The sequence below is a fragment of the Collinsella aerofaciens genome (assembly GCF_015670745.1).
Taxonomy (GTDB): domain Bacteria; phylum Actinomycetota; class Coriobacteriia; order Coriobacteriales; family Coriobacteriaceae; genus Collinsella; species Collinsella aerofaciens_T.
The window spans coordinates 1-26,171 of the sequence record NZ_JADPCH010000018.1; the positions used below are offsets into that span (position 1 = coordinate 1).

Consider the following 26,171-nt stretch of genomic DNA (forward strand, 5'->3'; position numbering starts at 1 on the left):
TTGGAACACGAGGAGGCGCCAGGTTAAACTGAAGGGACTGACCCCGGAGGAGTTCCGGAGCCAGTCCCTTGCGGCGTAGCTTTTATTTAAGCCGTCCAAGTTTTGGGGTGCAGTTCAACTTCGTGCGGCGGGGGTTCTTTCGTCCTGCGGAGTGCGCTGGGAAGTTACCCCATGCGGACGGCTGCGGGGTCTTTGCTGCGCTCGAGCAAGCAACCCAACATATATATCAGAATTTGGATGGGAGGGGCTTGTTGCTGGTGGGGGCGTTGAGGCGCGAGTGACACTTTGGGGTGCGCGGAGCCCTGGGTTGGGTCGATGATTTGGGATGAGCTTCTTACTTAGGTGAAGAGGGGCTTTATGGCTGAGAGGTAGTCTTTGGCTACGTCGGCTTTATCTGCTTGGAAATTGTGCCAGGCCCACCATTGGACCATTCCTACAAAGCTTGAGGCTATGTGGTGTAGTAGGAAGCTTCGGTCCATGGTGCCGGCGGGGCCTGAGGGGTCGACGGGCACGGTTTCGGCTGCTCGTGACATGATGGTCTTGCGTAAGCAGTCGGCGAAGACGCGTGAGCCGGCGCCGGCTACCAGTGCCCGTACACCCTGCCGACGATTCCAGAGGTTGTTGAGGATATACTCGACCTGTACGAGTGGGTCATCGAGGGGCGTACCGTCATCGTCGAGGGCATGGGTGCAGATATCGCGCACGAGCTCAGCGAGCAGGTCATCTTTGCTCTTGAAGAGCCCGTAGAACGTGGCCCGACCTACGTGGGCACGAGCGATGATGTCGCCGACGGTGATCTTGCCGTAGTCTTTCTCGCACAGGAGCTCGGAGAACGCCGTAACGATGGCAGCGCGGCTTTTTGCCTTGCGGGCATCCATGGCTATGCGTCCGCGTGAACGAGCAGGCAGCGGAGCGTACCGGAGCAACCCTCGTAGGGGCGCTTGCCGGCGCCGTAGCCGACGGCTTCGATGCGGTAGCGTGAGGGCAGTTGGTCGGACGTGCGCAGCGCGGTGACGATGGCGGCGCCCGTGGGCGTCACGAGCTCGCCGGCGACCGGTGCAGGCGTGAGGGCGATATTGCCCGCCTGGCACAGGTTGACGACAGCGGGGACGGGAATGGGCATGAGGCCGTGGGCGCAGCGGATGGTTCCGTGTCCCTCGGAGAGCGACTCGACCACGATGTCCTCAATACCCAGGTCGTCGAGGCAGATGGCAACAGAGCAGACGTCGACGATGGAGTCGACGGCGCCCACCTCGTGAAACAGGACGGTGTCGGGCGTTTTGCCGTGAGCCTTTGCCTCGGCATCAGCGAGTACGGAAAAAATGGCGAGGGCACGACGCTTGGCACCATCGCTTAGCTGTGAGCCATCGATGATAGCGGTGACATCCGCCAAAGAACGATGGTGATGGGCATGATGATGGTCCTCATGGCCATGACCGTGGTCCTCATGGCTATGCTCGTGGCAGTGCTCGTGTTCGTGCTCGCCACGGTCATGATGGTGGTGCTCATGCTCATGCGTGTGCTCGGCAGCCGCTTCGTTGCCGTAGAGCCAGGCCATATCGTGATCGTGGTTCTCGAGCTCCTCTGCAAGCTGGACATCGAAATCGCAGGCGTCGATGCCATGCTTGTTTGCACGCGTGACGGCGATCGAAAAGCCGTCGACCGGCAGCGTGGCGAGCTGTTCGCGCAGGTGTTCCTCGCTGGCGCCCAGGTCGAGCAGGGCCGCGACGGTCATATCGCCGCTGATGCCCGAGGTGCCGTCGATGATAAGCGTGTGCTGATGGTTGGACATGGAATGCTCCTTAACGGGCGCAGGGCGTGTCGGCGCCCAGATGATTGATAAGACTTGCCTGGTAGGCGGCACCAAAGCCGTTGTCGATATTGACGACCGAAACGCCGCTGGCGCAGGAGTTGAGCATGGCGAGCAGCGCGGCTACGCCACCAAAGTTCGCGCCGTAGCCCACGCTGGTGGGAACGGCGATGACCGGACAGCTCACCAGACCGCCGATAACGCTCGCCAAGGCGCCCTCCATGCCGGCGATGGCGATGACCACCTGCGCCTGGGCAAGCTCCTCGGCATGTGCGAGCAGACGGTGCAGGCCGGCGACACCTACGTCGTAGAGGCGGTCGACCTCGTTGCCATAGAATTCGGCCGTCAATGCGGCTTCCTCGGCGACGGGCAGGTCGCTCGTACCTGCGCAGGCAACAACGATGCGTCCGTTGCCGGTAGGGGAGGGCTTGCCGCCCACGAGGGCGAGCTGTGCGTCCGGGACATATCCAAGGTCGATGCCGTTGTCGAGGAGCTCCGAGGTGCGGGCTGCCTTTTCGGCGTCCAGGCGTGTGACCAGGATGCGCTCCTGGCCGGCATCGTGCAGCGCTTCGATAATGGCGGCAATCTGCTCGGCGGTTTTACCGGCGCCGTAGACAACCTCGCCGGCTCCCTGGCGCACCCCGCGCGAAAGATCGAGCTGCGCAAAACCCAGATCGGCGGTTGGAGCCGTCTGGATGCGCGTGAGGGCGTCGGCAGGGGTGACTGATCCGCCGGCAACATCGCTCAGCAGCTGCTCAAGATCTCGCTTATCCATATATGTTCCCTTCGACGGCGCAAAGTCTAGCACTCAAAGGGTATGTTTCCGAACACTAAGACAAAATTGTTCGGAAACTATAGGACAGACTGATTCAATTGTTAGATGGATCGGCTAGTCGCGCAGAATGATGTCCATGGCGAGCATCAGGTTGCGCTCGTCGATGGCAAACGGGGCGGCTTCGCGCGTCTTGGGCTTGGCGCAAAACGCGATGCCCGTGCCCGCGGCCTGAATCATGGGGATGTCGTTGGCGCCGTCGCCAATCGCGACGGTGTGAGCCATATCGACGCCGCATTCAACTGCCCAATCCAGCATCTGGATAAGTTTGGACTCCTTGGTCACGATGTCGGCCGCCAGCTTACCCGTGAGCTTGCCGTCTACGGCCTCCAGGCGGTTGGCCAGGCAAAAATCGATGCCCGCAGCGGCCACGATCTTATCGGCGACCTCGTGAAAGCCGCCGCTTACCACGCCTACCTTCCAGCCCTTGCTGTGTGCCGAGCGCACAAGCTCCAGCGCGCCGGGGGTAAACGTCACGCGCTCAAAGGTGCGCTCGAACACGCTCTCGTCCAAGCCGGCAAGCAGTCCCACGCGCTCCTCGAGTGCCTGCTTAAAGTCGAGCTCGCCGCGCATGGCGCGCTCGGTGATCTGCGCTACCTGCTCGCCCACGCCGGCCTCCTCGCCCAACAGGTCGATGACCTCCTGGTTGATGAGCGTGGAGTCGATATCCATAACGATGAGGCGTGCAGTCATGGCGGGCCTTTCCGAGCGCAGTTGTATTGGGGCATATTGTCGCACGCCGCGCGCCTGGGTGACGGCCGCGGTGCGTCAATTGTTTCGTCTCCGTCAAGTCTTTGGACAAGAGCTACTTTTTCGCGGCGCATCGACGCGGGTGCGATAAAATAGAACGCCATGTCCGGCTGCGCGGTTTACGCAGGCTGGGCAAATCTGTACGACGCCGCCCGGAACGACACGGGGCGGCACAGATCCATAAAGGAGGATCACTGGTATGAGCCAGACCCGTCCCATCGATGAGCATTCCATGCACACCCGTACCTGCGGCGAGCTTCGCTTCGAGAACGTGGGCGAAGAGGTCACCCTCACCGGTTGGGTGAGCCGTCGCCGCGACCACGGCGGCCTTATCTTCTGCGACCTTCGCGACCGCGAGGGCATCACGCAGCTCACCTTCGACCCCGAGCACTCCGATGGCGATGCCTTTAAGATCGCCGAGACCATGCGTCCCGAGTGGCCCATCAAGATCCACGGCGTCGTGCGCGCCCGTGGCGAGGAGACCACCAACACCAAGCTCGCGACCGGCGAGATCGAGGTCCTGACCGACCACGCCGAAGTGCTCAACACGTCCGTCACCCCGCCGTTCCAGATCGAGGACGGCATCGAGACGAGCGAGGACACCCGCCTGCGCTATCGCTATCTGGACCTCCGTCGTCCCGAGATGATGGCTAACCTCAAGCTGCGCTCCGACTTTACCTTTGCCATTCGCGAGGCGCTGCACAACCGTGAATTCATGGAGGTCGAGACGCCCTCCCTGTTCAAGTCCACGCCCGAGGGCGCCCGCGACTTCATCGTCCCCAGCCGCATCCAGCCGGGTAACTTCTACGCCCTGCCGCAGTCCCCGCAGCTCCTGAAGCAGCTGCTCATGGTCGGTGGCGTCGAGCGCTACTACCAGGTCGCCAAGTGCTTCCGCGACGAGGACCTGCGTGCCGACCGTCAGCCCGAGTTCACCCAGGTCGATATCGAGATGTCCTTCGTGGACCAGAACGATGTCATGAGCGCGCTCGAAGAGGTCCTGTCCGATGCCTTCGGCCGCATGGGTGTCGAGATGCCCACGCCGCTGCGTCGCATGAACTACTGGGATGCCATGGACACCTATGGCTCCGACAAGCCTGATACCCGCTATGGCATGCATCTGGTCGACCTGACCGACATCTTTGCCAACTCCAAGTTCAAGGTCTTTGCGACCGCCGCAAACGAGGAGGGCTCTGTCGTCAAGGCCATTAACGCCAAGGGCGCCGGTGCCTGGGCACGTGCCAAGATCGATAAGCTCGCCGGCGTGGCCTCCACGTTTGGCGCCAAGGGTCTGGCCTGGATCGCTTTCCGCGAGGACGGCTCCATCAACAGCCCCATCGTCAAGTTCTTCTCGGACGAGGAGATGGCGGCTCTGCGCGAGCGCATGGACGTCGAGCCCGGCGACCTTGTGATGTTCGCCGCCGGCCCGCGCCTGCTCTCTGACGAGATTCTGGGCGGCATGCGTTCTCACATGGCCAACGCACTCGAGATCAAGCGCGAGGGCCACGACTTCCTGTGGGTCGTCAACTTCCCGCTGTTCCACTGGGACGAGGATCGCAAGGCCTATGCTGCCGAGCACCAGCCCTTTACCCTGCCGACCGAGACCGACATCGCCAAGATCGAGGCCGACCCGTTGGCAGCCGGTTCCTGCACCTATGACTTTGTCATGGACGGCTTTGAGGCTGGCGGCGGCGGTATGCGTATCCACAACGCCGAGATGCAGATGTCCATGCTCAAGCTCCTGGGCTTTACCGAGGAGCGCGCCGAGTCGCAGTTCGGCTTTCTCATGGAGGCCCTCAAGTTTGGCGCGCCCCCGATGGGCGGTTTCGCTCTGGGTCTGGACCGCGTGTGCATGCTGCTCACCGGCTCCGACTCCATCCGCGACGTCATGGCGTTCCCCAAGACGGCCAGCGGCTCCGACCTCATGTCGGGCGCCCCGAGTGCCGTTAGTGGCGCCCAGCTCAAGGACGTCAGCCTGCGCCTGATGTAGGCAAGCGGCTACATATTGCCTGTAACGAGGGAAGGACGCGTGCCTTTCCTCGTTTTTTATGCGCCGAGGTTGCGAGGGCATGGGGTGACCGGACGTCGCGGAAAGCCCGGTCAAGTTTTCTACAGTGAGTCCCTCTGAACGAGCTGCATGTGCATGACGGTGGTGGTGGGCGCGGCGCCGTTGATCATATCGAGCGCAATGCCTGCGGCCATGCGGCCTTCCTCGCGAAGCGGCTGACGAATGGTCGTCAACGCGGGGACGCTGCGAGCTGCGACCTCGTGGTCATCGAAGCCTACGACCGAAACGTCTTTGGGTACGCTAATTCCCGCTTCGTTGAATGCGGCGATAACGCCGGTTGCGATACGGTCCGACCCGCATAGCACGCCGTCGGCATGTATTGCGCGCGCGAGCAGCCGCCGCGTGGCTTGGTAGCCGTCTCCGCTGCTCCATCCGGTATAGATGACATTTTCATCCGGAAGGCTTTCGCCCAAAATTGCATGGTAGCCGCGAAGGCGGTCGACGACGGCGGGGTTATCCTGCGGTCCCAGCACGGCAACGATGTCCTTGCGTCCGCGATCTTTCATAGCGAGCGCCGCAAAGCGTCCGCCCTCTTCGTCGTCGGAGTAGACCGTCGAGAACACATCGCGATAGGGGTGGCCCTCGAGCTGGCCGCACAACACGGTGGGTACGCCCAGCTCGCGCAGCACCTCGAGCAGCTCACTGCCCTTGTAGGGCGAGACGTCGATGACGGCGTCAAACGAGCGGCGCTCAAAATGCTCGCGTGCGCGATTGCGCTCATGCGAGGAAGATGCCTGCAAGATCACGGGCAAGTAAGACGACTCCGAAAGTTCCTCGGTAATACCGCTTAAAAACTCACTGTAGGTGGGATCGCTAAACAGCTCGCTCAAAGGCTCGGTAACCAGTACGGCGATAATTTCCGTGCGTCCGACGGCGAGCGCCCGGCCGCGTGCGTTGGGTACAAAATTGACTTCCTTGGCAGCCGCGCGGACGCGTTTTTTAGTTTCCTCGCTAATGCGGGGGGAGTCGTTGAGGGCACGCGATGCCGTGGAGCGCGAAACACCGGCAGCTGCAGCAACCTCGGCAAGCGTCGGTGCGGTGCGAACTGGTTGGGTCATGGCGTCTCCTGGAAAATGCGGTCGATGTTGTTACTGATACGGGCTGGTGCGGATACAGCTTACTATAGTGCGCCTGAACAGCGTTCATGGTATCCGGTGACCGGTGCCGTTTTGCAATCAAACTGCGACTGAGCACGGCATGTATGGGCGAGACATGGGCAGGCGCGACAGTTGTCTGAGAGTTCAAGAATGATGCCCTGTGCTGTGTACCTAAGCTTAGGGTGACATAAGTAGCATGGTTGTACAACCGGTTGCACCGTTAATCCGGCAAAATCGACCGTTCGGAGGACAACCGGTTGCACAGATTTTTGCACCGCCCGTAAGATAAGGATAACCGGTTGCACAAAGAAGCACTACGATGACGAAGGAGCATCACCATGGACGCCATTAACGATTGGGAAAACCAAGCGCTCACCCACAGGAACCGCCTGGCACCCCATGCGTACTTTATGGGTTACGAGACCGCCGATCTCGCTGCAACGTACAGCCGCGAGCTGTCGCGCGGGTTTGTCCAGCTGTCCGGCTCGTGGCAGTTCCGCCTCTTTGAGGGCCCCGCTGCCGTCTCCAACGAGGAACTCTCCACGTACAAGCCCGAGTGGGATCACGTGGAGGTTCCGCACCTGTGGCAGGTGGACGGCTATGGCAACCTTGCCTACACCGACGAGGGTTTCCCGTTCCCGGTTGATCAGCCGTTCGTTCCCTCCGACGACCCCACGGGCGTCTACCAGCGCATCGTCAACCTTCCCGCCGTTCCTGCCGGCGCTCGCGAGATCATTCGCTTCGACGGCATCGAGAGCTATGGCGAGCTGTACGTCAACGGTCAGTATATCGGCATGACCAAGGGTTCGCGCCTGTCTGCCGAGTTCGACGTGACCGACGCGCTCGTCGAGGGCGACAACCTGTTTGCGGTCAAGGTCCTGCAGTACAGCGATGGCAGCTACATCGAGGATCAGGACATGTGGTGGGCCTCGGGCATCTTCCGCGATGTGTACCTTATGCAGCGTCCCGCCGCGCACCTGGTCGACTTTAGGTTCCGCACGCACCGCGAGGGCGATGCCGCTCTGATCACGCTCGATACGGTTGCCGAGGGCGCTTCCCGCGTTGTGTTTACGCTCAGCGATGGCGAGAACGTGGTGGCTACGGGTGAGTGCGTCGACAGCCATGCCGAGTGCAGCGTGACCGATGCCCACTTCTGGAATCCCGAGGACCCCTTCCTCTACGATCTTACGTTTGAGGTCTACGACGGCGACAAGGTGAGCGAGTACGTCCCGCATCGCCAGGGTCTTGCCGAGGTGACGGTCGAGGGCAATCATATCTACCTCAACGGCACTTACTTTAAAATGCATGGCGTCAACCGCCACGATCACGACGATCACAAGGGCCGCGCCGTGGGCCTCGATCGCATGCGCCGCGACCTGGAGCTCATGAAGCAGCACAACATCAACGCAGTGCGCACCTCTCACTATGCCAATGACCCGCGCTTCTACGAGCTGTGTGATGAGTATGGCATCATGCTGGTCGCCGAGACCGATATGGAGAGCCACGGCTTCGAGAATATCGGCAACATCGCCCTGGTTACCGACGACCCGGCATGGGAGCCGGCCTACGTCGACCGTATTGAGCGCCTGGTGATGCAGGAGCGCAACCACGCGTGCATCATCATGTGGTCGCTGGGCAACGAGAGCGGCTATGGCTGCAACATCCGCGCGATGTACGCCAAGGCTCACGAGCTCGATGGTCGTCCGGTCCACTACGAGGAGGACCGCAACGCCGATACCGTCGACGTCATTTCCACGATGTACTCCCGTGTGTCGCAGATGAACGACTTTGGTGAGCATCCGTTCCCCAAGCCGCGCATCAACTGCGAGTATGGCCACTCCATGGGTAATGGCCCCGGAGGTCTGTCCGAGTACCAGGAGGTCTTCGATCGCTGGGATTGCATCCAAGGCCAGTTTATCTGGGAATGGTGCGACCACGGTTTGGCTGCTGTGACCGAGGACGGCGTTGCCTACGATATGTATGGTGGCGACAACGGCGATTACCCCAATAACAGCAACTTCTGCATCGACGGCATGGTGTTCCCTTGGCAGCAGCCGAGCCCGGGCCTTACCGAGTACGGCCAGGTCATCTGCCCGGTTCGCATGGCTTATGACGCCGAGGCGGGCGAGCTGACTGTCACCAACAAGCGCTGGTTTACCACCCTCGAGGATGTTTGCCTGTCGGCGGAGACCCTGGTGGACGGCGACGTGGTCTGCCGCAAGACGCTCATGCCCGGTGCGGTTGCCCCCGGTGAGTCCGTCCAGCTTCCGCTGGTGATTCACGAGGCCGCGGTAGGCGAGACCCTGCTGACTGTGCGCGCCTACACCATGGCCGCTCACGTCTGGTGCGAGCCGATGTTCCAACTGGGCGCAAACCAGTTTGCCATCGCAAACCATCCGGCGCCGGCCATTGCGGCCCCCACTCGTCCTGAGCTTACGGTCGAGGAGACCGAGCAGGAGATTCGCATTCACTCCCTCAACGGCGAGCTGACCTTCAGCAAGGTAAACGGCACCGTGAGCGAGTGGAAGGCATCCGGCCGCGACGTCATGGCCTCTGGCCCCCAGGTTGGTTTTTGGCATCCGCTCGTCGACAACCACGCCCAGGAGTACGACTCCCTGTGGAAGGACAACTTCATCGATGTAATGCAGACGTCCACCCGCAAGGTTTCTTGGAAGCAGGACGGCAATGCGGTCGCCGTTACCGTGAGCCAACGCATTGCTCCTCCCGTCCGTGCGTTCGGCATGCGCGTCGAGCTTGTCTACACCGTGCTTCCGAGCGGTCGCGTCGACCTCAAGGTTTCCGGCGAGCCCTACGGCGACTATTCGGACATTATCCCGCGCATCGGCATCTCCTTTGAGGTTCCCGGTTGCGATCGTGCCGTCGAGTGGTATGGCCACGGCCCGGGCGAGAACTATCCGGACTCGCTGCGTGCCAACCCGGTCGGTCATTACCGCACTACGGTCGACGACATGTTCACGCCCTACGTTATGCCTCAGGACTGTGCCAACCGCGAGGGTACCCGCTGGGTTGCCCTGCGCTCTAGCCACGGTGATGGCGTGCTGGTGACTCGTCCGGCCGACGCCGCTTCCAACCCGTTCTCGTTCTCGGCATGGCCCTATAGCTGCGAGGCTATTGATAATGCCAAGCACGTCTACGACCTTGTTCCGGGCGACACGGTCACGGTTAACATCAACGACCAGCTGCTCGGCCTTGGCTCGAACTCTTGGGGTTCCGAGGTGCTCGATTCCTATCGCACCCGTTTTGAGAGCTTCAGCTTTGAGGTGTCCCTGCGACCGCTGATGTCTGCCGATTTGGCTCAGGCGCTGGCACCCATTAAGGAGGCATAAGCCATGCATGTCTTTAACTCGCGCGCCGATTTCGACGCTCAGATGAAGTCCGTCAAGAAGTGGATGCGTACCGGCCAGGCGCTCGACGGCGTTTCTGAACTGCAGCACGATGTGGCGTACTCCATCGGCGACTCGCTGGTGTACTGGTGGGTCTATGCCCGCGAGGCCGCAACCGCCGACCTGGTCGGTCACCGTCGCTACCATGCCGTGCTCGCTCCGCTCGACGGCGACCTGACCGTCGAGGTTGCCCCCAAGGCAGGCCTCACCTGCACCCGCGCTTACAGCGATATCGATGATCGCGAGCGCTTTGAGGGGGCGGGGGAGACCGTGACGATTCCCGCCGGCGGCGTTGCCGTCGTCGAAATTGACGAGGCCTACCGTGTCGTGGCCGATGCCGCGGATCCCCGCGTCGTGGTACTGCACGTGACGGTCGAAGGTTATTCCTTCCCCAACAAGTAGTATTCGTCCGCCTGGACGTTTGCTTCGCGCCGTTAAGGGGGATGGCTTTGTTGACTCCCTTTTCCCCATTCCCCTTAGCAGGTGCGCCGTCCGTGTTTGCACTTGCAGCTCGGACGGGTTTAGATGACATTTAATAGATGATTGGGAGGGCTTATGAGCTCTGAAAAACGAGGAACGATTGGTTCGTTCGCTCTGCTGGGCATGACGGTCGCCGCCGTGTTCGGTATCAAGAACATCATCAACAACAACGCGGCCATCGGCTTGGCAGCTGCGCCGTCGTTCTTCTTCGCCACGCTTTTGTACTTTGTCCCCTATACCCTGGTTACCGCCGAGTTCGTCGGCCTCAACAAGGACTCCGAGTCTGGCGTGTACGCATGGGTTAAGACCTCGATGGGTGGTCGCTGGGCGTTCCTGACGGCATTTAGCTACTGGTTTGTTAACCTGTTCTTCTTTGCGTCCGTCCTGCCCAACGTCATCATCTACGCGAGCTACGTGTTCTTTGGTGCCAACGCCGAGCTTTCGCAGCTGTGGATCACCATTATCGAGATCGTCGTCTTTGCTATCGCCACGTGGGTTTCGACCAAGGGCGCTAAGTGGATCGGCTCCATTTCCTCCTTCGGTTCGACCGCGGCTCTCGGCCTGACCGCCGTGTTCATCCTGCTGTCCCTGGCTGCTGCCTTTGGCGGCGTTGAGTTCGCTACGGCTCCTACTCCCGCTAACATGGCTCCCGACATGAGCAACTTCGCAACTGCGTGGGGCTTCTTCGGTACGCTTGCCTGGATCATCCAGGGCGTTGGCGGCGCTGAGTCTGTCGGCGTGTTCCTTAACGACCTTAAGGGTGGCGTCAAGGCCTTCGTGCGCACCGTCGTTATCGCCGGCCTGACCATCGGCCTTCTGTATGCAGGCGCTTCGCTGCTGGTTAACCTGTTCATCCCCGAGGGCGGCGTTGCCATCTCCACCGGTATCTTCGACGTATTCGGCGCTGTCTTTGCCCACTTTGGCATTCCCATGGAAGTGTCTACGCGCGCCATCGGCTTGATCCTTCTCGCCGCCACGCTGGGCTCCCTCATGATGTGGACCTCCGCTCCCATCAAGGTCTTCTTCACCGAGATCCCCAAGGGCGTCTTTGGTAGCAAGATCGTCGAGCTCAACGAGCATGGCATTCCTGCCCGCGCTGCTTGGCTGCAGTTCGCCATCGTCGTCCCCATCCTGATCATTCCGGCCCTGGGCTCCGGTAACCTCGACGACCTGCTCATGATCGTCACCAACATGACGGCTCCCACCGCTCTGCTCCCACCGCTGCTGATTTTGCTTGCCTACTTTATGCTGCGCAAGAACTTTGACGCCGCTCCCCGTGGCTTCCGCATGGGTTCGCGCAGCTTTGGCCTGGTCGTTGCCGCATTCCTGCTTGTGGTCTTCTGCTTCGTGCTTATCTGCGGCACCATTCCGCTCGATCAGCCGCTGTGGCTGACGCTGGTCTACAACGTTGGCGGCGTGGTTGTCTTCTTGGGCCTTGCCGTGATGTGGTACAACCGCTACATCAACCGCCTGCGCGAGACCGATCCCGAGGCCGCCGAGAACGAGCTTCGCCCCTCCGTCCTCGACATGATGGAGTAGCGGCTAGGATTAATCTACGGCTGTGGAATAAATCGATTCCCTTTCCTAAGGAGGGGCCTTACGAGGCCCCTCCTTTTGTGTTTTGGAGCATGGTTTTGGACCCTGTGGGCAAAAAATGCCAAATATGAGTACTGTTGCAAAAGAGGTGTCATATTTTTCGGCCTGTTCTGAGCGAAAATGGGCTCAAAATCAATTTATCTAACCCCCTATAGACGCGATTCGATGGCTTCCAAAACATTAAAATCGGCCAAATCGGCCAATTTGCTCTCAATTCTGCTGCTACTAAATTTGTGACAGTACTCATATTTGCCACTTTTTGTCCACGGGGTGTCCGAAAGGGTCCTCGACAAGCATCTAACGCTACAATAACTACCACATGGCTGGGTTTGCCAGCCGAATGTACGATGTCGTGGGAGGGGACATGGTCGAGTTTACAAAGACGATTAAAGATCCGTTGGGATTACATGCCCGCCCGGTTGCGCTGCTCTATGACATCATTGCCAAGCATCGTTGCGACGTGTCAGTCAGTATCGGCGATCGCCACACGAATGGCCGCGATGTCATGGGACTCATGGCTCTCTACGGCGAGTGCGGCGAGGACATCATCTTCCGCGTTTCGGGCGTAGACGAGGCTTCCTGCGTTACGTCGATCAGAAATCTCTCACTCTAAGCATGATAGGGCGTGGTAAAGGATGGTCCTTTGCCGTGCCCTTTTGTTTCGTATAGGAAACTTTTTCGAAATCTGAATGGGGACCCTTTCCAAAAAGTTAACCACGTGTTAGTTTACTAAAGCGAACATAGGCGTGGTTAACTTTTACCGCGTCGATGTTGAGGACGAACTGACGTTAGGAGCCACTCATGTCTTGCGGACCGCAGATGCCGGCAATGCCGCTTTCGATGGTAAAAGCGGGCGAAACCGTGCGCGTGTCTCGTGTAAAGGGCAATGAGGATATGAAGCACCACCTCAAGGACCTCGGCTTTGTCGAGGGCAGCGAAATCCACGTGGTGAGCTCGAGTGGCGCCAATATCATCGTCACTGTGCTGGGCGCACGCTTTGGTATCGATTCCAAGGTTGCCATGCACATCATGACCGTCGGTTAGTCTGCAGCATTTCATAAAAACCGAAAGGGGGACAAGAGGATGAAGACGTTGGGTGACGTTAAGGTGGGCGAGAGCTCCACCATCGTCAAGCTTCACGGTGAGGGTGCGCTTCGCCGCCACCTTATGGACCTGGGGCTCATCAAGGGCACTTCGTTCAAGGTCGTGAAGGTTGCACCGCTCGGTGATCCGGTCGAGATCAACGTGCGCGGCTACGAGCTTTCCATCCGCAAGGAGGAGGCCGCCGTCGTCGAGGTCCAATAAGGGCTCGCGGCGTATATTTCTGCAGATAAAGTTAGGTATTTCTAACTTAATGCAGCATTTTTGAAGCACATTATCCAGCCCGTGCGGAGAAAGCAGCGCGGGCACACAAGGAAGAAGGATTGAATGGCGGATTCTCAGATCCATGTCGCGCTGGCGGGTAACCCCAACTGCGGCAAGACCACGCTTTTCAACCTGATCACCGGCGCCAACGGCTACGTTGGCAACTGGCCCGGCGTCACGGTTGAGAAAAAGGAGGCCAAGCTCCTAAGCGACAAGAACGTTACCATCACGGACCTCCCTGGCATCTACTCGCTTTCCCCCTACAGCCCCGAGGAGCAATGCTCGCGCGATTACCTCATGAGCGGCGAGTCCGATGTTGTCGTCCAGGTTGTCGACGCCACCAACCTCGAGCGTAACCTGTACCTGGCGCTTCAGGTTATCGAGACCGGCCTGCCCGTGGTCGTTGCCCTCAACATGGCCGACCTGGTCGAGAAGAACGGCGATAAGATCGACACGGACAAGCTTTCCAAGAAGCTCGGCTGCCCGGTCATGATGATCTCGGCTCTTAAGAACAAGGGCATCAAGGAGCTGTTCGAGCAGGTCAAGAAGTCCGCTGCTTCTAAGGGCCAGGTGCCGGAGCACAAGTTCGATTCCTCCATCGAGGACGTTCTGGACCACATCGAGAATAACCTGCCTGCGAGCGTTCCCGCCAACAAGCGCCGCTACTACGCGGTCAAACTGTTTGAGCGCGACGCGGACGCCTGCAAGCTCATCAACCTCACCAAGGAGAAGGCCGCTCGCGTGGAGCAGCTGGTCGCCCAGTGCGAGCAGGACTGCGACGACGACGCCGGGTCCATCATCACCGGCGAGCGTTACGGCGTGATTGCCCACATCATTGACGAGTGCCTCACCAAGGCTCCGGCAAAGATGAGCACCTCCGAGAAGATCGACCGCGTGGTTACCAACCGTATCCTGGGCCTGCCGATCTTTGTGGTCATCATGTTCTGCGTGTACTACATCGCCGTTTCTACCTTGGGCGGCACGGTGACCGACTTCACCAACGACCAGCTCTTCGGTACCGACGGTTGGTATGTGCTCGGCCAGGGTCGCGACGCCTACGACGCGGCCGTCGAGGCTGCGGGTGACAATGCCGACTCGGTCGACCCGGCACAGTACGGCCCCTATGTCCCGGGTATCACCACCGTGGTGCACGACGCCCTTGTGGCGGGCGGCACCGAGGACGGTGGCCTGGTCGATTCGCTGGTCTGCGACGGCATCGTCGGCGGCTTGGGCGCCATCTTCGGCTTCGTCCCGCAGATGTTCCTGCTGTTCGTCATGCTGTCCTTCTTGGAGGACTGCGGCTATATGGCCCGCGTCGCCTTCATCATGGACCGCGTGTTCCGCCGCTTTGGCCTGTCCGGTAAGTCCTTCATCCCCATGCTCGTGTCCTCGGGCTGCGGCGTCCCCGGCGTCATGGCTACCAAGACCATCGAGAACGAGAAGGACCGCCGCATGACGGTCATGACCACCACGTTCATTCCCTGTGGCGCTAAGCTGCCGATCATCGCCCTGCTCATGGGTTCCATCATCGGCGATTCTTCTACCACCGCCGCGTGGATCAGCCCGCTCTTCTACTTCCTGGGCGTCTTTGCCGTCATCGCCTCGGGCCTCATGCTCAAGAAGACCAAGCTCTTCGCCGGCCGCCCGACGCCGTTTGTTATGGAGCTTCCTGCCTACCACTTCCCGGCGATCCGCTCTTGGGCGCTGCACGTGTGGGAGCGCTGCTGGGCCTTTATCAAGAAGGCCGGCACGATCATCTTCGCCTCTACCGTCGTGGTGTGGTTCCTCTCCAACTTTGGTAGCTACAACGGCTCCTTTGGCTTCCTGCCTGCGATGGACGGCATCTCCGAGGAGTTCATGGACTACTCCGTGCTCGCCATGCTGGGCAACCTGGTCGCTTGGATCTTCGCCCCGCTCGGCTTTAGCACCTGGCAGGCAACCGCGCTGACTGTCTCTGGCCTCGTCGCCAAAGAGAACGTCGTCGCCACCGCCGGCTCGCTGCTGTCCGTCGCCGACGCGGGCGAGACCGACCCGAGCCTGTGGACCGCGTTTGCCGGCATGTTCCCCACCATGGGCGCCTGCGTTGCCTTCGGCGCGTTCAACCTGCTGTGCGCTCCGTGCTTTGCCGCTATGGGTACCATCCGCAACCAGATGGATTCCGGCAAGTGGACCGCGATTGCCCTCGGCTACGAGTGCGCCTTCGCTTGGGTGATCGGCCTGTTCATCAACCAGTTCTATAACCTGCTTGTCCTTGGGCAGTTTGGCTTCTGGACGGTTGTGGCTATCGTGCTGCTGGTCGCGATGCTCTTCCAGATTTTCCGTCCTATGCCCAAGCACGCTTGGACCGACGAGGACGAGACCAACACTGCTTCCGCTGCAGTTTCCGCCTAAGTCCGAATAAGGATCAACCCCTTTCCACGAGCCCGGGTGTCTCAGTGACACTCGGGCTTTTTGGTGGGAGAGATGTGGCGTTTCCGCAGATAAAACCAACCAAAATAAACCTGTCCCTTTTTGGTAGGTGGAGAATGGGGTAAAGTAAGTGATGGTTAACTAGAGGAGGCTTGCTATGGCACCTATCGATATTGTTGTACTGGCTGTTATCGGCGTTGCGTTTGTCGCCGTGTGCGTGCGCATCTACCGCAAGGGCACCTGCGCCGACTGCGCTCAGGGTGGCGTTTGCACGGGGCATTGCTCCAACAAAAAGACGTGCGCTGCACTTAAGGGCGTAGACAAAATCGCCGAAGACTTGGGTCGCGGTATCAAATAAGGTCCGGACATCCAAGCGCTCCGCGGGCATCCGTTCGCGGGGCGCTTTGTGCATTTGAGGGAGAGCACGGCGAGTCGAAGAGTATTTTTGGGGTATCGTTAACTGGACTATTAATTGGCAACTTATCTATAACGGAGTAACCGCATGAGCGCTCGCGTAACCATGAAGGACATAGCCGCCGAGCTTGGCGTTTCCATCAATACCGTGCACAAGGCTCTGACGGGAAAGGCCGGCGTGAGCGAATCCGTGCGCGCCAAGGTGAACGCTAAGGCCGAGGCCATGGGCTATCACCGCAACACAAGTGCCTCAAGCCTGCGCCGCAAGGATATCAATCTGGTGTTTTGCCTGCCCCGCGCATCGCGCGAAGGAGCGTACTTTTTCCGTTACCTGTGGGAAGGCTGCAATCGCTTTGAACAGGAGGTCATCGACCGGGGCATTACGGTTGAGCGCGTTGAATTTGGCGTGGGCGGCTACGCTGATGCACTCGAGCAAATCGACGAGCGTCTGCAGGTGGGCGAGAAGATTGATGGCTTGCTCGCCTATGCGCCGGGCGACGATCGTGCGACTGAGCTTTTGGGGCAGATCGCCGAGGCGGGCGTGACGATTGAGCTTGTCGACGGCGACCGTCCGCATTTGAATCGTTTGGGTGCGAGCTTGGCCGATTATTCGACGGCAGGCAGCCTTATGGCCGAGCAGTCGGCAAACCTGGTCCATGCTTCTGGGGCCGACGCCCGCGTGCTCCTTTTGACAGGCGACCCATATACCGATTCGCACTATCTAACCGCCCGCGCCTTCCACAATTACCTGCGCGAACGTGATATTCCATGGCAGGTTGAGGATCTTGCAGGTGCCCATGCGCAAGTCAAACAACTCGAGCATGAGCTCGAAAAGCGCTTGAGTGCGCCGGACGCCCCCGAACTTATCTGTAGCGTTTTTGCCGTTGGTTCCGAAGTGGTTGCCGACGCGCTCGTCTCGACCGGCAAGGCCGGTCGGGTCATGGTGATCGGCAACGACCTGTTTCCCGAAAGCGCCCTGGCCTTGCGCCGCGGTATCTTTACCAATATTGTCTATAAGGACCCGACGAGCCTGGCGTATCGCGGCGCCAAGACACTGGGCGATTATTTGCTGTGGGGAAGGACCCCGACGGAGCCCGTCCAGAAGGGCGCCGTCGAGATGGTATTTGCCAGCAATGTCGACCGCTACTGCGAACTTGCGGGTATTTAGCCGATTGAGCAGGTACCCCCTCTTGCGACGTGCATTTTTGGGAGTATTCAGCATTGGCATGCCCTGAATGAGGTGCAGAACGACTGTTTTAAGTGCCCCCGATGGCGTAATTTGCCATCGGGGGCACTTTTTATGCCGATCGGGCGCTATCTGCGTTCCAAATAGGACGCTGAGGATGGCGCACGGCGCGCTCTAATGCTGAATACTCCCAAAAATGTACGTCGGGACATGACCCACCTGAGCAAAAGCGCTCAAGTTCGGTGTTCGGGGACGCCAACCGGTCCGCAATGCATGCAAGTCACAGCTCCGGCAACCGTTGAACGGGCAAAACCTACCGTTCACCCCATGGTTGTTAGGTGAACGTTCACCTTTTGAGTCGTAATGGATTAGTATGGTGAACGTTCACCTAGAGGATGACGAGCGTATTGTGCGCCCGCTCCGCAAACAAAGGGGTTGTTTGATGAAAAACTTCATGGACGATCAGGATTTCCTGCTGAGCACCAAGACCGGCGAGGAGCTGTTCCACAACTTTGCCGAGGGCATGCCCATCGTCGACTACCACTGCCACATTTCTCCCAAGGAGATTTGGGAGGACAAGCGTTTCGAGAACATCACCGAGGTTTGGCTGGGCGGCGACCACTACAAGTGGCGCCTGATGCGTGCCAACGGCGTCGACGAGCGCTTTATCACTGGCGACGCCCCTGCTCGCGAGAAGTTCCAAAAGTGGGCCGAGACCCTGGGTCGCTGCGTCGGCAACCCCGTCTTTGAGTGGAGCCACCTGGAGCTTAAGCGCTACTTTGGCTACGAGGGCGTCCTCAACGGCAAGACTGCCCAGGAGGTTTGGGACCTTGCCAACGCCAAGCTCGCCGAGGCCAGTTTCACCTGCCGCAACCTGATCAAGCAGTCCAACGTCCGCATGATCTGCACTACTGACGACCCCGCCGACAGCTTTGAGTGGCACAAGAAGATTGCCGCCGACGACAGCTTTGACGTTCAGGTCGTTCCCGCCATGCGCCCCGATGCCGCTTTGCGCATCGAGCGCGGCCAGGAGTTTGCCGACTACTGCAAGCACCTCTCCGAGGTTGCCGGCGTTGAGGTCAGCGACTTTGAGGGCATGAAGGCTGCCATTTCCAAGCGCTACGACGTTGCTCACGAGCTGGGCTGCCGCGCATCCGACCACGCACTCGACTACGTTATGTACGTCCCGGCTACCGCCGACGAGATCGAGGCTATCTTTGCCAAGGGTCTGGCTGCCGAGCCGCTTACCGAGGAAGAGGTCCTCAAGTACAAGACTGCCTTTATGCAGTTTGTCGCTGGCGAGTATGTCCGTCTGGGCTGGGCCATGCAGCTGCACTTTGGCTGCAAGCGCGACAACAATCGCGCCATGTTTGCCAAGCTCGGTCCCGATACCGGCTACGACTGCATCTCCAACTACACGCCGTCCGACCAGCTCGCCGATTTCCTCAACTCCATTCAGGAGACTTGCGGCCTGCCCAAGACCATCCTGTACAGTCTGAACCCCATCGACAACACCATGATCGATACCGTGATGGGCTGCTTCCAGGAGGCTCCGACTGCCGGTAAGATCCAGAACGGCTCCGCCTGGTGGTTCAACGACAACGAGGTCGGTATGCGCGAGCAGCTCACGGCTCTGGCTAACGAGGGCGTGCTGGGCAACTTTGTGGGCATGCTTACCGATTCCCGCTCCTTCCTGTCCTATCCGCGCCACGAGTACTTCCGTCGCGTGCTGTGCAGCGTGATCGGCGAGTGGGTCGAGCAGGGCAAGTACCCGGCCGACATGGAGCTACTGGGCGAGGTTGTACGCGACATCAGCTACAACAATGCGGTCCGCTACTTTGGCTTTGACCTGGACACCGTCGAGGCCTAAGCCCGCATCAAATCACATCGAACTCGGGAGCGCCGTTGCCACACGCGGCGCCCCTGTTTTGCCTGCACGCTAACAGCTATCTAAGGAGAGACACAGATGGAGAACATCAGCTACGATGCGCTCGAGAAGATCGGCTACAAGGGCTATTTGCTGCCCAAGGATGCTCCCGAGAAGGTTCTGCAGTTTGGCGAGGGCAATTTCCTGCGCGCCTTCGTCGACCGTTTCTTTGACATGGGCAACGAGGCCACCGGCTGGAACGGCAAGGTCGTCATGGTGCAGCCCATCAGCGGTGCCTTTGGCTTTGCCGACGGTATCAATGCCCAGGACGACCTGTACACCGTGCTGGTGCGCGGCAAGGAGAACGGCAACACGGTTGACGAGTCACGCGTGATCAGCGCCTGCAGCCGCTGCCTTAACCCGTATCGTGAGGACGACTATCGCGCCATGATGGAGGTCGCCGTCTCCGACGACCTAGAGATCATCGTCTCCAACACCACCGAGGCCGGTATCGCCTATGACCCGTCCTGCAAGGCCGACGACATGCCACCTGCGAGCTTCCCCGCCAAGCTTGCCCAGGTGCTCCACACCCGCTGGGCTGCCGGTAAGCCGGGCGTCATCGTCCTCGCCTGCGAGCTCATCGATCACAACGGCGAGGAGTTGCTGCGCATCATGAACCAGTATGTGAGCGACTGGGGCTGGGAGGACGAGTTTGCGCAGTGGATGGCTAACGACTGCACCGTCTGCACCACGCTCGTCGACACCATCGTCCCCGGCCGCATCCGCGATCCTAAGGAGGCCGCGGCGGTTGCCGAGCGTCTGGGCTACGAGGATCCCTTCCTGGCCGTGCGCGAGCCCTTCCAGATGTGGGGCATCCAGGGCGACGAGTCGCTTGCCGAGAAGCTTCCCTTTGTGAAGGCTGGTCTTCCGGGTGTCTTTGTGACTCCCGACGTCACCCCGTACAAAAAGCGCAAGGTCCGCATCCTCAACGGTGCCCATACCGCCTTCGTTCCGGGTTCCTGGGTTGCCGGCTTTGATATCGTGCGCGACTGCATGCATGACGAGACCATTCGCGGCTTCATGAACACCATGCTCTACGACGAGGTCATTCCGACGCTTGCCGCCGACTTGGATGTCGAGGACTGCAAGGCCTTTGCCGCCGCCGTCGAAAACCGCTTCGACAACCCGTTTATTGATCATGCGCTGCTCTCCATCTGCCTCAACTCCACGGCTAAGTGGCGCGCTCGCGACCTGCCCACGCTCAAGGACTACGTTGCCGAGACCGGCAACCTGCCCAAGTGCCTGGCGACGAGCCTCGCTACGCTCATCTCCTTCTACACGCAGGAGCTCGTGTCCCGCGAGGGCGACGGCCTGCACCTGCGTCGCTCCGACGGCACCGAGTACACCGCTCAGGACGACGCCTTCGTACTCGATTTCTACGCCGCCCACGCCGGTGCCGACGATGCCCAGCTGGTGCACGACGTGCTCACCAACGAGCAGATGTGGGGCGAGGACCTTACGCAGATCGCCGGTCTTGAGGAGTTTGTCGTCAGTGCGCTCGCCGTCGTGCGCACCGAGGGTGCCAAGCAGGCCTTCGCCAACGCTCAGGCGTAAATTTCCGGCGCAGACGCGGGCGCGGGACGGCGTGCCCGCGTCTCGACTTCTGCTCAACCTGTAGGGTTAGGACCATTTGCAATGAACACTATCCAGATCAATCCGGCCGACAACGTGATCGTCGCGCTGTCGCCGCTTGCCAAGGGCACCGCCGTCGCGGTTCCCGGGGTGGGCGAGGTCGTGGCCGCGGAGGATATTCCGCAGGGCCATAAGATGGCGGTGCGCTCGATTGCCGCCGGCGAGGACGTCATTAAGTACGGCCTTCCTATCGGACACGTGACGGGCGATGTCCAGCCCGGTCAGTGGCTCCACACGCACAATGTGAAGACCAACCTTTCGGGCGAGGTCGAGTACACCTACAACCCCACGCATCCGGTCGTTGAGTCGGTTGAGCCCGAGACCTTTATGGGGTTCCGCCGCGCCGACGGTCGTGCCGCGACGCGCAACGAGCTGTGGATCATCCCCACGGTCGGCTGTGTCAACGAAGTCGCTCGTGCCATGTGCGAGCAGGCCCAGGATCTGGTCGATGGCTCGCTGGAGGGCGTCTACTACTTCCCGCATCCGTTCGGTTGCTCGCAGACCGGCGCCGACCATGTCCAGACGCGTCGTCTGCTGGTGGCGCTCTCGCGTCACCCTAATGCGGCCGGCGTGCTGTTCCTGTCGCTCGGTTGCGAGAACTGCACACACCAGCAGGTGCTCGACGAGCTCGGTGACTTCGATCACGAGCGCGTTCGCTTTCTCACCTGCCAGGATGTAACCGACGAGCAAATCGAGGGCCACAAGATTCTGGCCGAGCTGGCAGACCTGGCAAAGCAGTCCAAGCGCGAGCCCATTCCGGCCTCCGAGCTGGTCATTGGTCTTAAGTGTGGCGGCTCCGACGGTCTTTCGGGCATTACCGCCAACCCCACGATCGGTCGCGTGAGCGATATGGTCGTCGCCCGTGGCGGCACGTCGGTGCTTACCGAGGTGCCCGAGATGTTTGGCGCGGAGAGCATCCTGCTCGACCGTTGCGAGAATGAGCAGGTCTTTAACGCTGCCTCCGACATGCTCAATGGATTTAAGGACTACTTTATTAGCCACGGCGAGGTCGTTTATGAGAACCCGAGTCCCGGCAACAAGGACGGCGGTATTACCACGCTCGAGGACAAGAGCTGCGGCTGCGTGCAAAAGGGCGGATCTGCCCCCATCGTCGACGTGCTGCCGTATGCCGGCCAGGCAACTAAACACGGCCTGAACATGCTGTGCGGTCCGGGCAACGACATGGTATCCACCACGGCGTTGACGGCTGCCGGCTGCCACGTGATTCTGTTCTCGACTGGCCGCGGCACACCGTTTGGCGCGCCGGTGCCTACGCTCAAGGTGTTCACCAATCAGCGTTTGTGTGACCACAAGGCCAACTGGATGGACTTTAACGCTGGCGTGATTGCCACAGGTGAGCGCACGCTCGACGAGGCAGCCCACGATCTGTACCAGCTGGTGCTGGAGACGGCGAGCGGTAAACTTACGAGTGCCGAGCGCCGTGGCTGTCACGAGATCAGTATCTGGAAGGACGGCGTCTGCCTGTAGTGGCAAACAAGTCCGTATAGGGCGCTATTGACCATGGCTCCGTCGGGAGTGTTCCCGGCGGGGCCATTTTGTTCTGTCTGTTATGGCGCGTCTTTATAGGGGCACGAGGGGCGAAATAATAAACGTTCACCTAATTGCTCAAAAAGCATAACCCAGTTAATGCCCCTGTAATCGAGATTGTTTCGAGTTATATATCCGTTCAGCGATAAAAAACGACCGTTCAAGGATATTATTCAAGTGAACGTTCACCTATCATAAGTAATCGCGCATAATCTAGCTAAACGTTCACCTTACCAGTGGACGACATACAGACAGACGTCGGTATGGACTCCAGTGTCTTGTTACAAGACAATCGAGAAAAGAGAGGGAGCTCGATGACTAATAAGATCGGAAAAAAGCGTAAGATCACATTCTGGACGCGCTTGGGCTTTGGTATGGGCGGTATGCTCAATTCCGGTGCCCTGACCTTTACGCACAGCTACATGGTGCTGTTCCTGTCCACGGAGTGTGGCCTGTCCGCAGGCGAGGCTGCACTGATCAGCTCGTTTGCCATCTATGTCAACGCCATTCTTTGCCCGCTGATGGGTTTTGTGGCCGATAACTTCTATGCCACCAAGATTGGCCGCATCTTTGGTCGTCGTCGTTTCTGGATCTTGCTGGCCATCCCGATGATGATCGCCGAGCCGCTCATCTTCGTGGCTACGCCGTTTGGCTTCCCGTACTACTTTGTGCTGTACCTGATCTACAACGTCGCGTACACGTTCTGCACCGCCAACCTGTCGCCGCTTACCATCGAGATGACCGACGACTTTAAGGAGCGTACGTACCTCACCGGCTACAAGCATCTCTTTGGTAACGCCGCCGGCTTCCTGATGGCTGCACTTGTGGGCTTCGGCTTTGGCACCTTCGGCGAGACCAACCCGTTCAGCTACTTCATCATCGCTACGGTCAACGCTTCGGTCATGGCAATCTCGCTGCTCTGCGTGTACCTGTCCACGTGGGAGCACACCCCCGAGGAGGTCGCTCAGGAGAAGATCGAGAGCGTCGGCGAGGGCATCAAGAAGTTCTTTGTGGACGTTATCTCCACCTTCCGCAACAAGTCCTTCCGCAAGGTCCTGTATGCACAGGTCTCCACGAAGCTCGCTGCTGCCTGCTGGTCTGCCTGCCTGTCCTTCTTCATCGTCTACTGCCTGCAGATTCCTAAGTCCTACGAGTCCGTGATGGAGATGCCTGGCAAGGTCGTCGCTATCGTCTGCACCGCCATCTGGGTCGCCCTCATGGCCAAGAAGGGCTTCCACAAGTCTTGGTACCTGGCAAATGTCGGTTGCGCTGCGTGCATCATCGCCTTCAACTACTTCGCCTTTGGTCAGATCAACGGCACCTCCACGGTCGCCATCGCCATGATCGCCTACCCCATCATCTTCGCCATCTGGAAGTTCTTCTACGTCGGCTTCCAGTACCTGCCCGATGTTCTGCTCAACTACATCCCCGATGTCGATGAGCTCATCACCCTGCGTCGTCGCGAGGGTATCTACAGCTCCGCTCAGCAGCTCTGCCAGCAGATCGCCCAGGCTATCGCCGTCAACGTATGGGCTATCGTCCTTGCTGCCTCCGGCTTCATTCAGACCGCCGGCAATAGCGACGCCGTGACCCAGCCCGCTACCGTGCCTCTGTATATCTGCGGCTACATGATCATCGGCTGCGCCGGCTTCTTCCTGCTTGCAGCCGTCCTTGCCCGCGGCATCAAGATCGACAAGGAGCAGTGCGACGTCCTTTGCGACGAGATTCACCGAGTCAAGGAGGGTGGCAAGATGGCCGACGTCAAGCCCGAGGTCAAGGCGCTTTGCGAGGAGCTCTCCGGCTTTAAGTACGAGGACTGCTTTGCCCACAACAACGTTGGCTTCCAGGACGGTAGCGTAACTCCCGCCGAGTAAGGCCGACATATCGTCCAAATCACAGGGCCGTGCCACCGGAATTCCGCCGGCAGGCACGGCCCTTTTTCAACAGCGTACAATTTGCCTTTAGAGCATCTTTTTGAGGGAGAAACCCATGGAGACGAACGTTATCTGGCGCAACGCCCGCGCGGCCGTGATCGAGCTTGACGACGGCGGTTACTTTACCTGCGCCGATACGTGGGAGATCTTTGTCAACGACGAGCCCGCCGGTACCACGAATACGGTCGAGACCTATGTCGACGGCCTGACCCCCGGCAAGCGCAACCTGGTTCGTTTTGTTTGTGGCGAGCGTGAGCTGAGCGTAGGTGTCACCACGCCGGCTGAGCCCTTTACCATCAACGTTCGCGACTGTGGCGCCAAGGGCGATGCCGAGCATGATGACACCACCAACATCCAGGCTGCCATCATGGCCTGTCCCAAGGACGGGCGCGTGCTGATTCCCGCCGGTAGCTATCGTATCAAGTCCCTCTTCCTTAAGAGCAATATCAACATCGAGCTCGTCGACGGGGCAGTGCTGCTGGCCCGCCACGATCGTGCCGCGCTTGCCTACATTCCGGGCACGGTCACGGGCAACGAGGGCGCCGGTTATGCCGGTACCGATATGCTGCCCCTGGGCCGCTGGGAGGGGGAGAGCTTCTCGACCTACTGTTCTACCTTTACGGGTCTGGGCGTGCACGACGTGTGCATCTATGGTCGCGGCGCGATTGACGGTCAGACCGATTTTGCCGAGGACAACTGGTGGAACAAGGACTTTAAGAACATCTTCCGTCCCGAGGAGGGCCGCGAGGTCGCCCGTCCGCGCATGATCTTCCTGTCCGAGTGCCAAAACGTGAGCCTTGCCGGCTTTACCGTGCGCAACAGCCCGGCGTGGAATATCCATCCCGTCCTGTGCGAGCATGTCGACGCGCTTTGCCTGTCGATCGAGGGTCCCAAGAACTCCCACAACACCGACGGTTTCGATCCCGAGAGCTGCGGCTTTGTCCGCATCCTTGGCTGTCAGTTCTCGGTGGGCGATGACTGCATCGCCATCAAGAGCGGCAAGCTGGGCATTGAGCCCGAGCTTCGTCCCGCTACGCACGACGTGCTGATCTCTCACTGCTACATGCACGATGGTCACGGCGCCGTGGTCCTGGGTTCAGAGGCCGCCGGCGGCATCAAGGACCTTACCGTGAGCAAGTGCCTCTTTGAGCGCACCGACCGCGGCCTGCGCGTCAAGACCCGCCGCGGGCGCGGCAAGGATGCCGTCAACGAGGGCATTATCTTTGAGCACATTCGCATGGACGAGGTGCTCACGCCCTTCGTGGTCAACTCCTTCTACTTCTGTGACAAGGATGGCAAGACCGATTACGTGCAGTCTCGCGAGGCGCTGCCTGTCGACGACCGCACGCCCGGCTTTGGTGCCACGACGTTTTGCGATATCGAGGCCACCAACTGCCATGCTGCCGCGGCCTATATCACGGGTCTGCCCGAGAGCAAAGTAACGCGTCTGACGTTCCAGGATGTCCACGTGACCTTCGCGCCGGATGCCGAGCCCTTTGTTCCGGCCATGGCCTGTGGCGTTGAGCCCATGGTGCGTCAGGGCATCATCGCGCAAAACGTCAAGGTACTCGACCTGCAAAATGTGGTGATCGAGGGCCAGGACGGCGAGGAACTGCAGCTCCAGAACGTCGACAAGGTTATCCGTTCCTAACTCGGGTTGATGACCAGGGCTGCATTGTCGGATAAATCGGCAATGCAGCCCTTGTGCGATACGGCCGTGTG

At 59.9% G+C, this 26,171-nt stretch carries 21 protein-coding genes; 16 read left to right on the top strand and 5 right to left on the bottom strand.

The annotated features are described in order from the left end of the window. A partial coding sequence (locus I4W07_RS09275) for an IS3 family transposase (RefSeq protein ID WP_196026061.1) occupies positions 1–79 on the top strand: 79 nt, incomplete at its 5' end. 259 nt (positions 80–338) lie between these two features. Here I4W07_RS09275 and I4W07_RS07140 read toward each other — a convergent pair. The 4 genes from I4W07_RS07140 to serB form a co-directional block, all read right to left on the bottom strand. After that, positions 339–878, bottom strand: coding sequence for a TetR/AcrR family transcriptional regulator (locus I4W07_RS07140; protein WP_196026096.1), 540 nt, complete (start codon positions 876–878; stop codon positions 339–341). Between the two features lie 2 nt (positions 879–880). Beyond that, positions 881–1,792, bottom strand: a complete 912-nt coding sequence (gene larC / locus I4W07_RS07145) for a nickel pincer cofactor biosynthesis protein LarC (protein ID WP_196026097.1) — start codon at positions 1,790–1,792, stop codon at positions 881–883. 10 nt (positions 1,793–1,802) lie between these two features. Then, entirely contained in the window at positions 1,803–2,585 is a 783-nt protein-coding gene (larB, locus tag I4W07_RS07150; RefSeq protein ID WP_196026098.1) for a nickel pincer cofactor biosynthesis protein LarB, read from the bottom strand. Between the two features lie 114 nt (positions 2,586–2,699). After that, positions 2,700–3,335, bottom strand: coding sequence for a phosphoserine phosphatase SerB (gene serB / locus I4W07_RS07155; protein ID WP_196026099.1), 636 nt, complete (start codon positions 3,333–3,335; stop codon positions 2,700–2,702). 256 nt (positions 3,336–3,591) lie between these two features. Between serB and aspS the strand changes: the two genes are divergently transcribed. Further along, positions 3,592–5,379, top strand: a complete 1,788-nt coding sequence (gene aspS, locus I4W07_RS07160; protein ID WP_196026100.1) for an aspartate--tRNA ligase — start codon at positions 3,592–3,594, stop codon at positions 5,377–5,379. Between the two features lie 119 nt (positions 5,380–5,498). Here aspS and I4W07_RS07165 read toward each other — a convergent pair whose 3' ends face one another. Then, on the bottom strand, positions 5,499–6,515 hold the full coding sequence (locus tag I4W07_RS07165; RefSeq protein WP_196026101.1) for a LacI family DNA-binding transcriptional regulator: 1,017 nt from the start codon (positions 6,513–6,515) through the stop codon (positions 5,499–5,501). Positions 6,516–6,892: 377 nt separating this feature from the next. On the opposite strand from I4W07_RS07165, the gene I4W07_RS07170 reads away from it, so the two are divergent. From I4W07_RS07170 to I4W07_RS07235, 14 genes are all read left to right on the top strand, one after another. Further along, positions 6,893–9,901: a glycoside hydrolase family 2 TIM barrel-domain containing protein gene (locus I4W07_RS07170; protein WP_196026103.1), complete on the top strand. Its 3,009-nt coding sequence runs from the start codon at positions 6,893–6,895 to the stop codon at positions 9,899–9,901. 3 nt (positions 9,902–9,904) lie between these two features. Further along, positions 9,905–10,360 (top strand): NanQ anomerase/TabA/YiaL family protein, encoded by a 456-nt coding sequence (locus I4W07_RS07175; RefSeq protein WP_035136853.1) that lies wholly within the window; start codon positions 9,905–9,907, stop codon positions 10,358–10,360. Positions 10,361–10,513: 153 nt separating this feature from the next. Then, positions 10,514–11,977 (top strand): amino acid permease, encoded by a 1,464-nt coding sequence (locus I4W07_RS07180; RefSeq protein WP_196026105.1) that lies wholly within the window; start codon positions 10,514–10,516, stop codon positions 11,975–11,977. A gap of 421 nt (positions 11,978–12,398) precedes the next feature. Continuing rightward, the gene (locus I4W07_RS07185) at positions 12,399–12,647 is read left to right on the top strand and encodes an HPr family phosphocarrier protein (protein WP_196026107.1); all 249 of its coding nucleotides are present in this window, start codon (positions 12,399–12,401) and stop codon (positions 12,645–12,647) included. A gap of 188 nt (positions 12,648–12,835) precedes the next feature. Then, a complete protein-coding gene (locus I4W07_RS07190; RefSeq protein ID WP_040358815.1) occupies positions 12,836–13,078 on the top strand; it encodes a FeoA family protein in 243 nt (80 codons plus the stop codon). Between the two features lie 39 nt (positions 13,079–13,117). Next, the gene (locus tag I4W07_RS07195) at positions 13,118–13,339 is read left to right on the top strand and encodes a FeoA family protein (protein WP_006234774.1); all 222 of its coding nucleotides are present in this window, start codon (positions 13,118–13,120) and stop codon (positions 13,337–13,339) included. A gap of 123 nt (positions 13,340–13,462) precedes the next feature. Beyond that, positions 13,463–15,790 (top strand): ferrous iron transporter B, encoded by a 2,328-nt coding sequence (feoB, locus tag I4W07_RS07200; RefSeq protein ID WP_196026108.1) that lies wholly within the window; start codon positions 13,463–13,465, stop codon positions 15,788–15,790. 175 nt (positions 15,791–15,965) lie between these two features. Further along, on the top strand, positions 15,966–16,166 hold the full coding sequence (locus I4W07_RS07205) for a hypothetical protein (RefSeq protein ID WP_006234772.1): 201 nt from the start codon (positions 15,966–15,968) through the stop codon (positions 16,164–16,166). Between the two features lie 144 nt (positions 16,167–16,310). Next, a complete protein-coding gene (locus tag I4W07_RS07210) occupies positions 16,311–17,390 on the top strand; it encodes a substrate-binding domain-containing protein (protein ID WP_196026109.1) in 1,080 nt (359 codons plus the stop codon). Positions 17,391–17,850: 460 nt separating this feature from the next. Continuing rightward, positions 17,851–19,278 carry a glucuronate isomerase gene (gene uxaC / locus I4W07_RS07215; RefSeq protein ID WP_195543841.1) on the top strand — a complete coding sequence of 476 codons (1,428 nt, stop codon included), beginning with the start codon at positions 17,851–17,853 and terminating at the stop codon, positions 19,276–19,278. Positions 19,279–19,374: 96 nt separating this feature from the next. Then, positions 19,375–20,889 carry a tagaturonate reductase gene (locus I4W07_RS07220; RefSeq protein WP_196026110.1) on the top strand — a complete coding sequence of 505 codons (1,515 nt, stop codon included), beginning with the start codon at positions 19,375–19,377 and terminating at the stop codon, positions 20,887–20,889. Positions 20,890–20,970: 81 nt separating this feature from the next. Further along, positions 20,971–22,455, top strand: coding sequence for a UxaA family hydrolase (locus I4W07_RS07225; RefSeq protein ID WP_006234768.1), 1,485 nt, complete (start codon positions 20,971–20,973; stop codon positions 22,453–22,455). Positions 22,456–22,829: 374 nt separating this feature from the next. Continuing rightward, a complete protein-coding gene (locus I4W07_RS07230; protein WP_196026111.1) occupies positions 22,830–24,389 on the top strand; it encodes an MFS transporter in 1,560 nt (519 codons plus the stop codon). Positions 24,390–24,504: 115 nt separating this feature from the next. Then, complete coding sequence (locus I4W07_RS07235) at positions 24,505–26,100, top strand: glycoside hydrolase family 28 protein (RefSeq protein ID WP_196026112.1); 1,596 nt, start codon at positions 24,505–24,507, stop codon at positions 26,098–26,100. Positions 26,101–26,171: the final 71 nt, after the last annotated feature.

Bases quoted from the DNA above. Each gene is read 5' to 3' on its own strand.
- I4W07_RS07140 (WP_196026096.1), bottom strand. From the start codon at position 878: ATGGATGCCCGCAAGGCAAAAAGCCGCGCTGCCATCGTTACGGCGTTC.
- larC (WP_196026097.1), bottom strand. From the start codon at position 1,792: ATGTCCAACCATCAGCACACGCTTATCATCGACGGCACCTCGGGCATC.
- larB (WP_196026098.1), bottom strand. From the start codon at position 2,585: ATGGATAAGCGAGATCTTGAGCAGCTGCTGAGCGATGTTGCCGGCGGA.
- serB (WP_196026099.1), bottom strand. From the start codon at position 3,335: ATGACTGCACGCCTCATCGTTATGGATATCGACTCCACGCTCATCAAC.
- aspS (WP_196026100.1), top strand. From the start codon at position 3,592: ATGAGCCAGACCCGTCCCATCGATGAGCATTCCATGCACACCCGTACC.
- I4W07_RS07165 (WP_196026101.1), bottom strand. From the start codon at position 6,515: ATGACCCAACCAGTTCGCACCGCACCGACGCTTGCCGAGGTTGCTGCA.
- I4W07_RS07170 (WP_196026103.1), top strand. From the start codon at position 6,893: ATGGACGCCATTAACGATTGGGAAAACCAAGCGCTCACCCACAGGAAC.
- I4W07_RS07175 (WP_035136853.1), top strand. From the start codon at position 9,905: ATGCATGTCTTTAACTCGCGCGCCGATTTCGACGCTCAGATGAAGTCC.
- I4W07_RS07180 (WP_196026105.1), top strand. From the start codon at position 10,514: ATGAGCTCTGAAAAACGAGGAACGATTGGTTCGTTCGCTCTGCTGGGC.
- I4W07_RS07185 (WP_196026107.1), top strand. From the start codon at position 12,399: ATGGTCGAGTTTACAAAGACGATTAAAGATCCGTTGGGATTACATGCC.
- I4W07_RS07190 (WP_040358815.1), top strand. From the start codon at position 12,836: ATGTCTTGCGGACCGCAGATGCCGGCAATGCCGCTTTCGATGGTAAAA.
- I4W07_RS07195 (WP_006234774.1), top strand. From the start codon at position 13,118: ATGAAGACGTTGGGTGACGTTAAGGTGGGCGAGAGCTCCACCATCGTC.
- feoB (WP_196026108.1), top strand. From the start codon at position 13,463: ATGGCGGATTCTCAGATCCATGTCGCGCTGGCGGGTAACCCCAACTGC.
- I4W07_RS07205 (WP_006234772.1), top strand. From the start codon at position 15,966: ATGGCACCTATCGATATTGTTGTACTGGCTGTTATCGGCGTTGCGTTT.
- I4W07_RS07210 (WP_196026109.1), top strand. From the start codon at position 16,311: ATGAGCGCTCGCGTAACCATGAAGGACATAGCCGCCGAGCTTGGCGTT.
- uxaC (WP_195543841.1), top strand. From the start codon at position 17,851: ATGAAAAACTTCATGGACGATCAGGATTTCCTGCTGAGCACCAAGACC.
- I4W07_RS07220 (WP_196026110.1), top strand. From the start codon at position 19,375: ATGGAGAACATCAGCTACGATGCGCTCGAGAAGATCGGCTACAAGGGC.
- I4W07_RS07225 (WP_006234768.1), top strand. From the start codon at position 20,971: ATGAACACTATCCAGATCAATCCGGCCGACAACGTGATCGTCGCGCTG.
- I4W07_RS07230 (WP_196026111.1), top strand. From the start codon at position 22,830: ATGACTAATAAGATCGGAAAAAAGCGTAAGATCACATTCTGGACGCGC.
- I4W07_RS07235 (WP_196026112.1), top strand. From the start codon at position 24,505: ATGGAGACGAACGTTATCTGGCGCAACGCCCGCGCGGCCGTGATCGAG.